Below are 12,973 nucleotides of genomic sequence, written 5' to 3'. Positions count from 1 at the left end.
AGGGCAGATACCCTATAATATGAGCAAGGACCCTGGCATGAGCGGGAGTCCTGTTTTCGGGCGAGGAGAGCACCATGCGCAAGGAGGAGCTGGCTGAGATACTGGAGAAGGTGCGGCAGGGTGAGATGGATCCCGGCGAGGCCGCATCGCGCATCGCTGTCGAGCCCGTTACCGATCTCGGTTTCGCCGTGCTCGACCACCACCGTGAGCTGCGCAAAGGTCTCCCGGAAGTCGTATATTGCGAGGGCAAGCACACGGACACCATCCGCCCCATCGTGGAAGCCCTGCTCGAGAAGAACCAGGGCAATATCCTGCTAACACGCGCCCGCGACGAGGTGTACGAGGAGGTGAAGAAGGCCTGCCCGGAGGCGGAGTACCATAGCCTCGCCCGTTTCATCCTCATCCGCAGGGAGAACAAGGAGCTGGTGGGAAAGATCGCGGTCATCACCGCAGGTACCGCGGACATCCCCGTGGCGGAGGAGGCGGCTATCGTGGCCGAGCTCACGGGGAACGCGGTGGAGAAGCTCTACGATGTGGGAGTATCCGGGATGCACCGCATCCTCACCCGTACCGATTCCCTTATCGGGGCCAACGTGATCGTGGTGGTGGCGGGGATGGAGGGGGCCCTTCCCAGCATAGTGGGGGGGCTGGTGGAATGCCCGGTGATCGCGGTGCCCACCTCCATCGGATACGGCGCCAACCTGGGCGGTATGGCGGCCCTCCTGGGCATGCTCAACTCCTGCGCCCTGGGCGTGGCGGTGATGAACATAGACAACGGCTTCGGGGCAGGCTATTTCGCCAACCTCATCAACCAGGCGGCCGTGAGGGGTGGAGGCAAGTGAGCCGTCACGCCCCGCATTCAGTCCTGCCTGCCCTGATATCGGCCCTGGTCCTGGCCTTCTCCGCCGCGGCGTTCGGCGGCTGCGCACGGGAGGCATCGCCTGTGGAAACGCAGGCTGACCGGGAGACCTTCTACCAGGTATCCACCTTGGGAGCGCTGAAGTCCGGCTTCTACGACGGCGTTGTCTCGTACGCGGAACTGGGCAAGCATGGCGATACCGGCATCGGCACCCTCGAGGGGCTGGACGGAGAGATGATCGCCGTGGACGGCTCCTTCTACCAGATAAGGTACGACGGTACGGTCCACGCCATCGACGGGTCGGCCATCACTCCCTTCGCCATGGTCACCTTCTTCGACCGCGATAGAGAGATAACCCCTCCTGCAGGCCTGGACTACGCCGGCCTGCAGGATCTCCTCAACGCCAACCTCCCGTCCGAGAACGTCTTCTACGCCATCAGGATCGAGGGCAGGTTCGAACACGTGCGGGCCAGGAGCGTGCCTGCCCAGGAGAAGCCCTATCCGCCCCTGAGCGAGGCCATCGCCGCGCAGGCGGTCTTCGAGCTGGATGACGTGGAGGGGACCATGGTCGGGTTCTGGTGCCCCTCATATATGGGGGACATCAACGCCCCCGGGTACCACCTGCATTTCCTCACCGCCGGCCAAGGGGCGGGAGGCCACGTGCTGGACCTGCTCCTTGGCGAGGTCAGGGTCTACCTCGACGAGACGCCGGGATTCCTCCTGCAGCTGCCGGAGATGGAGGAGTTTTTGGAAGCGGACATCACTCCCCCTTCATGAACGCCTGCTCACGTATAGAGCCTGGCTATCGACTGCCACTCGCATGGCCTGGCCACCTCCCTGAAGCCGGCTTTGACGAAGCTGGGCCTCAGCCCCATGTAGCCTTCTGCGCCCTTCAGTCTCTCCATGGGTTCCGTGGGATAACCCTCAACGATGGCCGCGCCGTTCTCGCGCGCGTACGCGACCGCCGCCTCCAGGAGCAGCTCCATGAGCCCCCGGCGGCGGTGTTCCTTCGGGACATAGAAGCAGACGATCGACCACACCGGCTGGCCGTCCACGCGTTTAAGCTTGGGCGACCTCTCCAGTGACGCGAAATCCTCCCGGGGGGCGACCGAACACCAGCCCACGGCCCGGCCCCGGTGATAGGCGAGGATGCCGGGGGCGGTGCCCGCATCGACGATGGCCTTCATCGCCCGTTTGTTCCCTTCCCCCGCGTCCCGGTTGAACTGGGCGCGGGTGGTCCTCCAGTACATGCACCAGCAGCCGCCGTAGGCGCCGTGCTCGCCGAAGAGTTCCTCGAAGTCATCCCACCTCTCCGGGGTCAGCGGGTGGTAACTCATGTCGCTTTTCGAAAAGCGCTCCTCGCCCATCTCTCACCTCCGCATTGAGCGCTGCGTGCTTTTACGTTACTAGATTATCCCCATTCCTCCCCGACCGGAACCTCTATGAAGAACACGGGGGAGCGGTAAGCCGCGGATCCGCGGATCAACTCCACCCGCGGCGCCGCCGTAGCATGGTATAAACAAGGTATCCATATACATAAGAGCTCGCATGGGAACGGTCCGAGGACCGCAGGCTTTCAAACGGGAGGGGTGTCATGTCCAGTCCGCTCTGGTTCGTGAAGATGATCAAGAAGACCTTTCCGCAGCGCTTCATCATGGCCAGGATGACCAGGCTGCCGATCATCGGCAGGGGCATCGAGTACCTGCTCTTCGAGGGAGACGACATGGTCTTCCTGCCCAAGGACAGCATCGTCGCCGTGAACGAGGACGTATCCTCGGAGGACGTCGTCCTGCCCTCGCAGGTGATCGAGGCCTTCGTCGAGAAGGCAAGCCACCTCTGGATCATGAACACCTGTATCTGCCGCGACGCCAGCGGGTGTGGGGATTACCCGATAGATCTGGGATGCCTGTTCATGGGCGAGGCGGTCCTTGACATCAACCCCGCACTGGGTCGACGCGTGACCAGAGAGGAGGCGCTGGATCACCTGAAAAAGTGCCGCGAGGCCGGGCTGGTGCACCTCATCGGCCGCAACAAGCTCGACCCAATGTGGCTGAACGTGCGCCCCGGCACCAGGCTGCTCACCGTCTGCAACTGCTGTCCCTGCTGCTGCCTGTGGAAGGTCCTGCCCGTGCTCTCTCACAAGATCAGCGACAAGATACAGCGCATGCCGGGAGTAAAGGTGAAGGTAACCGAGGTGTGCACCGGCTGCGGCACCTGCCAGAACAACATCTGCATCCCCAAAGCCATCACCCTGCAGGGGGGACGCGCCGCCATCAGCGACGAATGCCGGGGGTGCGGGAACTGCGTCTCCGTCTGCCCCAAGGGCGCCATCGAGCTGACCATAGAGGACCCCACGTTCATGGAAAGCCTCGTCCCCCGTATAACCTCGCTGGTGGACGTGACCTGAGCTGGGCGTCTATGCGCTGGCCCGCCTGCCGTCCATGGTGGCCAGGGGAGACGGGGCTCCGGTGCGCGCGATCTCGAAGCCCTTGCGTTGATAAAGGGCTAGCAGGGTTTTTGGGGTCCTTCCGACAACGCCGCTGTTGACCCTGAATTCGCTATCCTTTGATCCGCCGGATGTCGCTCTCATTCCACACCTGCGTTTCCTCACGGACCTGTGCGGACAGTCCTCGGCCGTACGTCTAGGATTTCGTTATACTCTCGGAATATCCTCTTTGCCCGGGCTCACTCACCCTGCAAGACCATCATCATCTCCATGAGCAGGTCCGTATCGACCCTTAGCACGATCTCCTGTACCAGCTCGCGGTTCTGGTCCACCATACGGCGTATGGTCTCGTGGGGCATGATCCGGGCCATCTTCGTGAACAGCTCCGGACGCTGGCTTATGGCCGCGGCAAGTGCCTGCGGCTCGAACGACCCCAGCATACCCACGATGAAATCGGGGTTCGTTTCCGCCGTCTTCGCAAGGAATTCCGGGTCCATGACCTCCATAGCCCTGGAGATGAGGTCCGCTTGCGGCGAGGCATCTCTTCTCTCCTGTTTTCCACCTTTTCTCTTCACCTTGACCCTCCTCATCCGGCTCTTTGTCCTCTCGGAAACACCCGCATACGCTCAGGTACGATAGCGGCAATACGCATATGGGAGCGCACGCAGGAAGTCGAACGCGTACACGCGGTAGACCCTCTGGGACAGGAAATAGTTGGCCACCCCGTTCATGGTCACAAACAGGCCGTATAATACGAGGGACGCAAGCAGCAACATCCTGTAGACTCCAGGGCTCACCAGCATCTCGACAAACGCGAAAAATACTCCCAGCAGGAGCATGCCCACGCTCAACAGGAGTATTGTCGTTGTGAAAGCTCCCCTGTAGTCCTTCGCGGTAAAGCGTGAGAACAACAGCCCGAGAACGAAGACCCCGGCGAACCCCGCTATGAGGACCAGGGAGACGGTAGGCCGGTATTGCTCCTGCCCCGCCCCGGCCTGCGCTATCCCGATGGTTATGAGTAAGATCCCGAGGGCGATGAGCAGCGTGGAAAGTATAACGGCGTAGGTCTTTCTCATCCTCTTCTCCTCTTCGAGTCCTCGAGCAGCGCGTCGGCGGCCAGCATCCCCCCGCAGAGGACACCGGGTACGCTGCCGCTGGGGTGGGCGCTGGCGCCGCACAGGTAAAGGTCCCTGATGCACTTGGAGCGGTTGCTCGGACGGAAGATCATCTGGCTCAGCACAGACATGGAATACGAATATATGGTACCGCCGGGGATGAGCAGCCTCCGCTCGAAGTCCTCGGGAGTGGCGATGGTCTTGAAGACGATGTGGTCCTTTATGCCGGGAACATACACGGCGTCGAGCATGCCTATCGCCTGCTCCAGGAAGTCCCATCTCATCTCGTCCCAGGGGGCGCCTCGCGGGTTGCGTGGCGCCATGGTGATGAAGGAGAGCGAGGCGCCCCCCTCGGGCGCGAGCGAGGGGTCCGTGTAGCTCGGGCAGGAGATCAGGCCCACGGACTGGGGCATGGCGATGTCCTGTTCGTATATATCGGACCAGTACATGTCGATGAACTCCGGGTCCGACAGCGCCATGATATGCTGCGACTGCATGGGTGGATGGTAGTCCAGGCCGAGGTAGCCGATGGCGCAGCTGGGAGAGAGTCCGTAGCTGCGCAGCCCTTTCGCCACCACTCGGGGTATGTTCTCCTCTCCGATCATCTCCAGGTAGAGGTTGGTGGCGTTGGCGTCACTAACAACCGCGCGGGAAGTAATGATGGTACCGTCATCGAGGACCACGCCGCGGGCCGCTTTCCTCTCCAGCAGCAGGCGGCCCACCCGGCATGAGAGCCTCAGCTCGCCCCCGACGTCCTCAAGCGCACGGGCCATGGCGCGTGGGACCGCTCCCATGCCGCCCCGTGGATAATACATGCCCGCATGCTCCGCGTAGGTCTGCCACATCAACATCCCGACCTGGCGGGAGGGGGGCAGGCCCCCGATCACAGCGGAGTTGCACAGCAGGCGGTGGGTCAGGGGATGGACGAAGAGGTCTCCCAGCACCTTGTTGTAAGGGAGCATGAGGCGGTGCAGGTTCGCGACGGCCCGCGGGTATTTCGCGAAGACCTTGAAGAGACCGGAGATGCCACCCTGGGGAGTGGTGAATACGGCATCGGTGAACCCGTCCATCATCTTTCCCTCCTCGCGCATGAAACGCAGGAAGGCACGGGCGTCAGCGGCGCTGTGCCGCCCGATGAGTTCCGCCATCCCCTGCGCGGAAGCGGGTACGGTGAACCTCTCGCCGCTCAGGATATCGACCAGCTCGTAGATGGGGTCATTGGGCAGGAAAGTGATGTAGTCCTTCATATCCAGTCCCAGCCTGTCGTAAAACGACTCGTGGGCCCTGAGCACCTCGATGATGCAGGCGCCGACGTCGAAATGGTAGCCGGAACGCTCGAAGGAGGAGGCGCAACCACCCACGAAATCGGCCTGTTCCAGGACCAGGGTCTTGAGGCCTTCCCGGGCCAGGACACCGGCCGCCGACAACCCACCCACGCCGGCCCCGATGACGATCACGCCGTAGTCGGATTGTGTTTGTACTTTTTTCAGTTCCAAGACTTGCTGCCTTTCCTCGCTGAGCAGGTATAATTCATATGTGTTACATATTACTACATTATTATTATTATATTTATAATATTATTACTTTCTGTGTCAATACTATATGATATATTCTATTGTTAGTCGCATTACGCTAGGATAGTGAATGAGGAGAAGGCCGTCTGCAAGGAGCGGGAACTATGGATGAGGACGAAGCAGTAGCAAAGGGAGGGCCGGCGGAAGCGGAGATGCTTTCAACGCGGGATAAGATAGTCCAGGCCGCCCTGGAGGTCTTCGCTGACAAGGGTCTGCATGGCGCGACCGTGGTCGAGATCGCCAAGGCTGCCGGGATCACCGGTGGAGCACTCTACCGCTATTTTGACAGCAAGGAAGAGATATTCAAGGCAGTGGTGGACGCACATACCACGACCATGCAGGCTTTAGACCTGGTGCGGGAGCTGATGCCGGAACTGGAGCCCAAGACCGCTCTCAAGTTCATAGCCAGGGGCATGTTCCTTTTCTTCTATTCCGACTGGGATTTCATCCGGATGGTCATCGGGGAAGCCGTCAAGAACCCGGAGGCCGCCAGCCCTTTCCTGGAAAAGATGCTCGACCCGGCACGAGATTTCGTCAGGCAATGCGTCGAGTTGTGGAAAGAGAAAGGGCTGCTCAAAGAGGATATGGACCCGGTCCTGGCCACCTCCGCATTCATGGGCATGATGGGGTATCTGCTGATCGAGAAGGACGTTTTCAGATACCCCGAGCTCGAGGGTGTCGAGCTGACGGACCTCGTGGACAGGTACATCGCGATCTTTTTGGAAGGGATCCTGAAGTAAGACCCATTACCGGGTTTCCCGCACTCCCCCGGGGGAATCATAGATGATCACGGGACTGTTTGTTCCTATCATACGCTCTACCAGATCAGTCCACATTGGTGATCGGACCGCATTTTTCGAGAAAGGCATTAAGATGGTTCTAAGCGGTAAAAGAGTCGTCATGGTGATTGGAAAGGGATTTCAGGACCAGGAGGCCACGGTGCCCATGGATTTCCTGCGGCAGGAGGGCGCGGAAGTGGTGGCCGTCGGTCCCGATACCGGGGAAATCAAGGGTCTGCACGGCGCGGTGATCAGGGTCGACAACACCTTCGGAGAACTCGATCCCACCTCGTTCGACGCCATGGTCATCCCGGGGGGGAGGTCCCCCGCCTACCTGCGCAAGTCCGAGGAGGCGCGCTCGTTCGTCGCCAACTTCGCGGCCACCGGAAAGCCCCTTGCGGCCATCTGCCACGGGGGACAGCTGCTGGCTGCGGCCGGCCTGGTGAAGGGCCTCACCATGACAGGCTACCCGAAGATCAGGGAGGAGATGCTGGAGGCGGGCGCGGACTTCGTGGACCGCGAGGTGGTGATAGACGGCAACATCATCACCTCCAGGGTACCGGAAGACCTCCCCGCCTTCAACGCCGCTCTCAAGGAGAAGCTGCTGGCGTGAGCCTGGAAAGGACGTCCTCTGCCCGCTCCAGGGCGTCCTTCTCCAGGGGGTCGAGGTCACGGTCCCGCAAGGCCGCTGCGAAAGCGCCCAGCTCCTCCCTGGCCTTCGCTTCCCTGCCGGCGCGCACCTCCTCGTTCAGGGGGCGGGTGGCCTGGAGCTTCATGCCCCCCTCCATCCAGCCCTCGGAGAAGTACCAGTCCTTGAACCAGCGCAGGCCGCTCCGCCAGAGGTAATATCCCAACGGAGTCGCCGCGGGTGGGAAGCTCTTCTTCAGGCCCTTCTCGGTATCGGAAGAGACGGCATGCGCCTCCGCTCCATAGATGACCATCAGGGATCCACCCGGTGGGACCAGGGAGGCCAGGAGGGAGAAGAGCCTGGGCGCCAGCCCTTTCTCCTCCAGGTCCACCACACTGCCATCGGCGAATACCGCAACGGGGTCGTAGCGGAACTCGACCCACGCCTTGATATAGTCTCCCCGGCCGGCGAAGAAGAGCCCCTGGACGGTGGGCGTGAGGGAGAGCCGGCCCTCCCGGGACAGGAAGAGATTGAAATAGACTTCCCTGTCCGTCCTGCCCCGCTTGAAATCCCGTGGCTCGAGCACGAGGCCATCCAGCTCTGCACCCGCCAGCTCCCTGGTCAGCACCTCCGCTGGCTCGTCGATCATCCGATCCCGGCCTCCTTCTCCGTATCATCGCCTTATCCGTCCCGCCAGCGGACCGCCCGCGGGACCGGGCCGACCGCCCTTGCGCGACTTCGCATCCATAATTATCCCCCCTCACCAACACCCCATACCGGGAAAGATCGACCATGATCCAGATGCTCGCCGGGAACGGATCGTTCTGCTATCATCGCGCGAAGGTGCCGGCGCAGGGTTTTATCACCGCGCGGCAAGGGAAACATAGACTTGCAACCGCAAGTACAGGAAGGAGGTCTTGAGAGCATGAGAGAGATGACGGAGAAGTTCCTGGGAGACGCCTTCGCCGGTGAGAGTATGGCCCACATGAAATACCAGCTGTTCGCGGACAAAGCCGAGGAGGAAGGCCTCACGGAGATGGCCAGGATGTTCCGGGCCATCTCCTACGCGGAGAAGGTACACGCCGGCAACCACCTGGAGGTGCTGGGAAGGGTCAAGGCTACCTCGGACAACATCCAGACCTGCATCGAGGGCGAGACCTTCGAGATCGACGAGATGTATCCTGTCTACAACGCCACGGCCAAGCTGCAGGACGAAGACGGAGCGGTACGCAGCACCTACTACGCGCTGGAAGCGGAGAAGATCCACGCCGACTGGTACAAGCAAGCCAAGGAAGCGGTGGACAGGGGCGAGGACGTCAAGGTGGGGACGATACAGATATGCAGCGTCTGCGGGCACACCCGCGAAGGCGACGCCCCGGACAAGTGCCCCATCTGCGGCGCCTCCAGGGACAAGTTCAGGCAGTTTTAACGGCCAGGCGGGCGCGGCAGGCCAGCCGCGCGGCAATAGGACAAGGAGGAAGTCATGGCTGAGAGGATGGAGATCTATAAGTGCGAGATCTGCGGCAATATCGTCGAGGTGTTGCACGGCGGAAAGGGCGCCCTGGTATGCTGCGGCGAGGACATGGTGCTGCAGGTCGAGAACACCGTGGACGCAGCGGTGGAGAAGCATGTCCCGCTGGTGGAGGTGCTGGAGGACGGCGTGCTGGTGAAAGTGGGCGAGGTGGCCCATCCCATGCAGGACGACCATTATATCGAGTGGGTCCAGATCATCATCGGCGACAGGTGCTCGCGCATCTTCCTCGCGCCGGGCATGGCGCCGGAGGGCAAGTTCACGCCCCCCAAGGAAGGCATAACCGCACGCGAATACTGCAACCTGCACGGCCTCTGGAAGTCGAGCTGACGCAGACCGGTATCTCGGTATCCGCCACCGACGAAGGGCGCCGGGAACGGCGCCCTTCTTCAACCCTCCACAGAAGGAGCGAGCCATCGCCGGGGCGGTCCTGCCGGACGGCGATGGGGCCTGTCGGAACGGTCAGCCCTTCAGCTCTTCGACCTCGGCCTTGCCCGCCTTCAACTCCTTTACCTGTTCCTTGTCCTCCATGAGCAGGAGGGCCTGGAACTCGCCCATGTGGGTCTTCTCCTCCTTGGCGATATCCAGGAGGACATCCTTGATTAGCTTATTGTCGGTCATGGCCGCCAGCTGTTCGTAGAGGTTCACCGCGTCGAGCTCCGCGATCATGCCCACCCTGCAGATCTCCCTGTCCAGCTCCTTCTGGCTCATCTTGGCAAGGTCCTTCGGGATCTCGGAAAGCATACGAACACCCCCTTCTCCGTTTCCGCCCGCATCACCGCCTCCTCACCGCCGCGAGGCCCGCGGCGGCATAAAGGACAGTATTCCCCCGAACGGCAATGGGATAACGCCGGTAGCAGACACCTCAACCGCCACGGCATGGAACTCGCCGGGCCCGGAACGATCCCATGGGAGAGGTTGACCTTAAAGCCTATTATGGTATTATGGTATTGTTTTACTACTATGTCAGTATAATCGGGAGGACGGACATGAAGAGCATCATGAACATATCGGAGGCCTACTCCCTGGCGCTGCACGCCATGGCCATGGTAGCGGCCAGTGGCGAGGAAACGCCGGTGACCGCCCACGCCATCGCCACCAGGCTGGAGGTCTCGGAGTCACATCTCTCCAAGGTGATGCAGCGTCTGGTACGCAGCGGGATACTGGGATCATCCCGTGGCCCGGGTGGAGGTTTTTCCTTGAACCGTCCCGCCAGCGAGATCACCCTGCGGGACATCTACGAGAGTGTCGAGGGGCCGCTGAAACTGGACGACTGCCTCCTGGGCACTCATGTATGTGGGGAAAAAGGGAAGAGTTGCGTGTTCGACGACCTCATCAACAAGGTCAACGGGGATTTCCAGCATTACCTGGAGCACACCTCCGTGGAGAGGATCAAGGAAGTCTTTAAGGAGTGAAGGCCATGATCAGGAAGATAATCGAGATAGACGAGGAACGGTGCGACGGCTGCGGGCTGTGTGCCTCGGCCTGTGCGGAAGGCGCCATACGCATCGTGGATGGCAAAGCCAGGCTGGTGAAAGACAGTTACTGCGACGGCCTGGGGGCCTGCATCGGTGAGTGCCCGCGGGACGCCATCACCATCGTGGAGAGGGAGGCGGAAAAGTTCGACCAGGAGGCGGTGGAGCGCCACCTCGCCGCGGAGAAGGACAACACCGGCCATGCCGGGGGCGGAGAGACCCTCGCCTGCGGCTGTCCCGGCTCCATGGTCCGCGAGCTGCACGCCGGCGCGGAGGAGACCGGCGGTGAGTCCGCCGCCATACCCTCACAGCTGCGTAACTGGCCGGTGCAGATGCACCTGGTGCCGGTGAAGGCGCCCTACCTCAAAGGGGCGAGCATCCTGCTGGCCGCGGACTGCGTGGGCTTTTCATATCCGGACTTCCACCGTGGTCTCCTCAAGGGAAAGACCCTCATCGTCGGCTGCCCCAAGCTGGACGACGCAGCCCTCTACCGCGAGAAACTCGCCGCCATCCTGCGCGAAAACGACGTCCGCGACCTCACCGTGGCCTTCATGGAAGTGCCCTGCTGCTCCGGGCTGGTGAACCTCGCGGTCCAGGCCCTGGCGGACTCCGGCAAGAAGATCCCGTTCTGCACGGTCAAGGTGGGCATCGAGGGAGAGGTACTGGAGGACGCAAGGCCCGCACTTCCCGTGCGGGTATAATGTTCATATGGAAGAGACCAAGAAGAAAAGGGTATGGCTGTACGCCCTTTATGCGCTGATCGCGCTGGCGATCATCCTGAGCATACAGTTCGCCAACCCCTTCGAGGCGCCGGAGATAAGCTACAGCGAGTTCCTCGCGCGCCTGGAGGCGGGCCGGGTCACCAAGGCTACCGTCACCGACACCCGGATCGAGGGCACGTCCATCACCGAGGACGGGGAAAGCGGTTTTGTGACCAGCCGCATCCCCAATACCGATGACCAGGAACTCATCAACCTGCTGTCAGAGAATGGGGTCGAGTTCTCCGGCCGGGTGGAGAACACCTTCTGGCGCGACTTCCTTCTGACCTGGATGCTGCCCCTGGCCCTGATCGTCTTTATCTGGTTTTTCGTCTTCCGCCGCCTTTCGCGGCGTATCGGAGGGGCCAGCCCCATGTCCTTCGGACAGTCCAAGGTGAAGCTGTACGACCGCAGCGTAGACCGCGTCACCTTCGACGACGTGGCCGGGCTGGACGAGGCCAAGGAAGAGCTCCGCGAGATCATCGATTTCCTCCGCAACCCGCAAAAATACCGCAGCATAGGCGCCCTGATCCCCAAGGGCGTGCTCCTGGTGGGAGCGCCGGGCACCGGCAAGACCCTCATGGCCCGCGCCGTGGCGGGGGAGGCGGACGTGCCCTTCTTCTCCATCAGCGGCTCGCAGTTCATGGAGATGTTCGTGGGGGTGGGGGCGGCGCGGGTGCGCGACCTCTTCGAGCAGGCCAAGGCCAAGGCCCCCTGCATCGTCTTCATCGACGAGATCGAGTCCATCGGCAAGGTGCGGGGCGGCATCGTGGCCAGCGGGGGCACCGAGGAGCGGGAACAGACCCTGAACCAGCTCCTCTCGGAGATGGACGGCTTCGACCCCCAGACCGGGGTGATCATCCTGGCCGCCACCAACCGGCCAGAGGTGCTGGACAGCGCCATCCTGCGGCCGGGGCGCTTCGACCGCCAGATCATGATCGACCGGCCGGACATCAAAGGACGCGAGGAGATCCTCAAGGTGCACGTGAGGCGGGTGAAACTGGCCGGGGACGTCGACCTCAGGAAGATCGCCGCCCGCACCCCCGGTTTCGCCGGCGCGGAGCTGGCCAACGTGGTCAACGAAGCCGCCCTGCTCGCAGCGCGCAAGGACAAGAAACAGGTGTACGAAGAGGACTTCGAGCAGGCCATCGACCGCGTCATCGGGGGCCTGGAGCTCAAGAGCCGGGTGATGAGCGACAAGGAGAGGAGGGTCGTGGCCTTCCACGAGGTGGGCCACGCGCTGGCGGCGTCCCTGCTCGATCACGCCGACCCGGTGCACCGCATCACCGTGATACCCCGCGGCATCGGCTCGCTGGGCATGACCATGCAGCTGCCCGAGGAGGACCGCTACATCATGACCCGCGAGGAACTGGAGGACCGCCTGGCCGTGCTCCTGGGGGGCCGCGCCGCCGAGGAGATCGCCCTGGGCCAGATCTCGACCGGGGCTCAGAACGACCTGGAGAAGGCCACCATCCTGGCGCGCAAGATGGTGGAGGACTACGGCATGAGCGAGAGGGTGGGGCCAGTATCCCTGGGGCTGGAGAGGGGTGCGCGCCTGCTCATGGGCGATTACTCCTACGGCAAGGAATCCAACTACAGCGAGGCCACGGCGGAGCTGATCGACCAGGAAGTGAAGAAGATAATCACCGGCAACTACGACCGCGTGAAAGAGGTCATCGAAAAGAGCACCGAGGCGCTGCGGGGCATCGCCGAGGTGCTGCTGGAAGAGGAGACCCTCGAGGGGGACGACTTCCGCAGGCTTATGGAGGAGTACCGGCCTGGGCGTCAGCCGGCGACGGCCTGAGGAC

General features: G+C 62.2%; 16 protein-coding genes. 10 read left to right on the top strand and 6 right to left on the bottom strand.

Annotation, left to right across the window (positions count from 1 at the left end; all coding sequences use genetic code 11):
• Positions 1–74: 74 nt before the first annotated feature.
• Together larB and budA are read left to right on the top strand one after the other, a co-directional pair.
• Positions 75–842, top strand: a complete 768-nt coding sequence (gene larB, locus AB1384_11450; protein MEW6554888.1) for a nickel pincer cofactor biosynthesis protein LarB — start codon at positions 75–77, stop codon at positions 840–842.
• A 101-nt stretch (positions 843–943) separates the two neighbouring features.
• Positions 944–1,636 (top strand): acetolactate decarboxylase, encoded by a 693-nt coding sequence (budA, locus tag AB1384_11445; GenBank protein MEW6554887.1) that lies wholly within the window; start codon positions 944–946, stop codon positions 1,634–1,636.
• An 8-nt stretch (positions 1,637–1,644) separates the two neighbouring features.
• Here the strand turns inward: budA and AB1384_11440 are convergent, their stop codons facing one another.
• The gene (locus AB1384_11440) at positions 1,645–2,226 is read right to left on the bottom strand and encodes a GNAT family N-acetyltransferase (protein ID MEW6554886.1); all 582 of its coding nucleotides are present in this window, start codon (positions 2,224–2,226) and stop codon (positions 1,645–1,647) included.
• A 227-nt stretch (positions 2,227–2,453) separates the two neighbouring features.
• Between AB1384_11440 and AB1384_11435 the strand changes: the two genes are divergently transcribed.
• Complete coding sequence (locus tag AB1384_11435; GenBank protein ID MEW6554885.1) at positions 2,454–3,266, top strand: 4Fe-4S binding protein; 813 nt, start codon at positions 2,454–2,456, stop codon at positions 3,264–3,266.
• Positions 3,267–3,544: 278 nt separating this feature from the next.
• Here AB1384_11435 and AB1384_11430 read toward each other — a convergent pair whose 3' ends face one another.
• From AB1384_11430 to AB1384_11420, 3 genes are read right to left on the bottom strand one after another with little or no spacing between them, the layout of a single operon-like run.
• The gene (locus AB1384_11430) at positions 3,545–3,880 is read right to left on the bottom strand and encodes a hypothetical protein (GenBank protein ID MEW6554884.1); all 336 of its coding nucleotides are present in this window, start codon (positions 3,878–3,880) and stop codon (positions 3,545–3,547) included.
• Positions 3,881–3,931: 51 nt separating this feature from the next.
• Positions 3,932–4,381, bottom strand: coding sequence for a hypothetical protein (locus AB1384_11425; protein MEW6554883.1), 450 nt, complete (start codon positions 4,379–4,381; stop codon positions 3,932–3,934).
• Positions 4,378–5,916, bottom strand: a complete 1,539-nt coding sequence (locus AB1384_11420; GenBank protein ID MEW6554882.1) for an NAD(P)/FAD-dependent oxidoreductase — start codon at positions 5,914–5,916, stop codon at positions 4,378–4,380. The genes AB1384_11425 and AB1384_11420 overlap by 4 nt, the downstream gene beginning before the upstream one ends.
• A 182-nt stretch (positions 5,917–6,098) precedes the next feature.
• Between AB1384_11420 and AB1384_11415 the strand changes: the two genes are divergently transcribed.
• Both AB1384_11415 and AB1384_11410 read left to right on the top strand, forming a co-directional pair.
• On the top strand, positions 6,099–6,734 hold the full coding sequence (locus AB1384_11415) for a TetR/AcrR family transcriptional regulator (protein MEW6554881.1): 636 nt from the start codon (positions 6,099–6,101) through the stop codon (positions 6,732–6,734).
• Between the two features lie 160 nt (positions 6,735–6,894).
• Positions 6,895–7,386, top strand: a complete 492-nt coding sequence (locus AB1384_11410) for a type 1 glutamine amidotransferase domain-containing protein (protein MEW6554880.1) — start codon at positions 6,895–6,897, stop codon at positions 7,384–7,386.
• Here AB1384_11410 and AB1384_11405 read toward each other — a convergent pair.
• Complete coding sequence (locus tag AB1384_11405) at positions 7,364–8,050, bottom strand: DUF1122 family protein (GenBank protein MEW6554879.1); 687 nt, start codon at positions 8,048–8,050, stop codon at positions 7,364–7,366. The genes AB1384_11410 and AB1384_11405 overlap by 23 nt on opposite strands.
• 276 nt (positions 8,051–8,326) lie before the next feature.
• Here AB1384_11405 and AB1384_11400 point away from each other — a divergent pair, with 276 nt between their 5' ends.
• Positions 8,327–8,830, top strand: a complete 504-nt coding sequence (locus AB1384_11400; GenBank protein MEW6554878.1) for a rubrerythrin family protein — start codon at positions 8,327–8,329, stop codon at positions 8,828–8,830.
• A 54-nt stretch (positions 8,831–8,884) separates the two neighbouring features.
• Complete coding sequence (locus AB1384_11395; protein ID MEW6554877.1) at positions 8,885–9,262, top strand: desulfoferrodoxin; 378 nt, start codon at positions 8,885–8,887, stop codon at positions 9,260–9,262.
• Between the two features lie 132 nt (positions 9,263–9,394).
• Here the strand turns inward: AB1384_11395 and AB1384_11390 are convergent, their stop codons facing one another.
• A complete protein-coding gene (locus tag AB1384_11390; protein ID MEW6554876.1) occupies positions 9,395–9,676 on the bottom strand; it encodes a ferritin family protein in 282 nt (93 codons plus the stop codon).
• A gap of 245 nt (positions 9,677–9,921) precedes the next feature.
• On the opposite strand from AB1384_11390, the gene AB1384_11385 reads away from it, so the two are divergent.
• The 3 genes from AB1384_11385 to ftsH are packed head-to-tail and all read left to right on the top strand — an operon-like array spanning position 9,922 to position 12,969.
• Positions 9,922–10,347 (top strand): Rrf2 family transcriptional regulator, encoded by a 426-nt coding sequence (locus AB1384_11385; protein ID MEW6554875.1) that lies wholly within the window; start codon positions 9,922–9,924, stop codon positions 10,345–10,347.
• 5 nt (positions 10,348–10,352) lie between these two features.
• Positions 10,353–11,108 carry a 4Fe-4S binding protein gene (locus AB1384_11380; GenBank protein MEW6554874.1) on the top strand — a complete coding sequence of 252 codons (756 nt, stop codon included), beginning with the start codon at positions 10,353–10,355 and terminating at the stop codon, positions 11,106–11,108.
• A 7-nt stretch (positions 11,109–11,115) separates the two neighbouring features.
• Positions 11,116–12,969 carry an ATP-dependent zinc metalloprotease FtsH gene (ftsH, locus tag AB1384_11375; protein MEW6554873.1) on the top strand — a complete coding sequence of 618 codons (1,854 nt, stop codon included), beginning with the start codon at positions 11,116–11,118 and terminating at the stop codon, positions 12,967–12,969.
• Positions 12,970–12,973: the final 4 nt, after the last annotated feature.

The sequence above is a fragment of the Actinomycetota bacterium genome, assembly GCA_040757835.1.
Lineage (GTDB): Bacteria > Actinomycetota > Geothermincolia > Geothermincolales > RBG-13-55-18 > SURF-21.
The sequence above is the reverse complement of the archived record's forward strand: the minus strand, read 5'-3'. Positions and strand labels throughout refer to the sequence as shown.

Excerpts from the sequence above, each read along its gene's own strand:
- larB (MEW6554888.1), top strand. The coding sequence starts at position 75 with ATGCGCAAGGAGGAGCTGGCTGAGATACTGGAGAAGGTGCGGCAGGGT.
- AB1384_11440 (MEW6554886.1), bottom strand. The coding sequence starts at position 2,226 with ATGGGCGAGGAGCGCTTTTCGAAAAGCGACATGAGTTACCACCCGCTG.
- AB1384_11435 (MEW6554885.1), top strand. The coding sequence starts at position 2,454 with ATGTCCAGTCCGCTCTGGTTCGTGAAGATGATCAAGAAGACCTTTCCG.
- AB1384_11425 (MEW6554883.1), bottom strand. The coding sequence starts at position 4,381 with ATGAGAAAGACCTACGCCGTTATACTTTCCACGCTGCTCATCGCCCTC.
- AB1384_11415 (MEW6554881.1), top strand. The coding sequence starts at position 6,099 with ATGGATGAGGACGAAGCAGTAGCAAAGGGAGGGCCGGCGGAAGCGGAG.
- AB1384_11410 (MEW6554880.1), top strand. The coding sequence starts at position 6,895 with ATGGTGATTGGAAAGGGATTTCAGGACCAGGAGGCCACGGTGCCCATG.
- AB1384_11405 (MEW6554879.1), bottom strand. The coding sequence starts at position 8,050 with ATGATCGACGAGCCAGCGGAGGTGCTGACCAGGGAGCTGGCGGGTGCA.
- AB1384_11400 (MEW6554878.1), top strand. The coding sequence starts at position 8,327 with ATGAGAGAGATGACGGAGAAGTTCCTGGGAGACGCCTTCGCCGGTGAG.
- AB1384_11395 (MEW6554877.1), top strand. The coding sequence starts at position 8,885 with ATGGCTGAGAGGATGGAGATCTATAAGTGCGAGATCTGCGGCAATATC.
- AB1384_11390 (MEW6554876.1), bottom strand. The coding sequence starts at position 9,676 with ATGCTTTCCGAGATCCCGAAGGACCTTGCCAAGATGAGCCAGAAGGAG.
- AB1384_11385 (MEW6554875.1), top strand. The coding sequence starts at position 9,922 with ATGAAGAGCATCATGAACATATCGGAGGCCTACTCCCTGGCGCTGCAC.
- AB1384_11380 (MEW6554874.1), top strand. The coding sequence starts at position 10,353 with ATGATCAGGAAGATAATCGAGATAGACGAGGAACGGTGCGACGGCTGC.
- ftsH (MEW6554873.1), top strand. The coding sequence starts at position 11,116 with ATGGAAGAGACCAAGAAGAAAAGGGTATGGCTGTACGCCCTTTATGCG.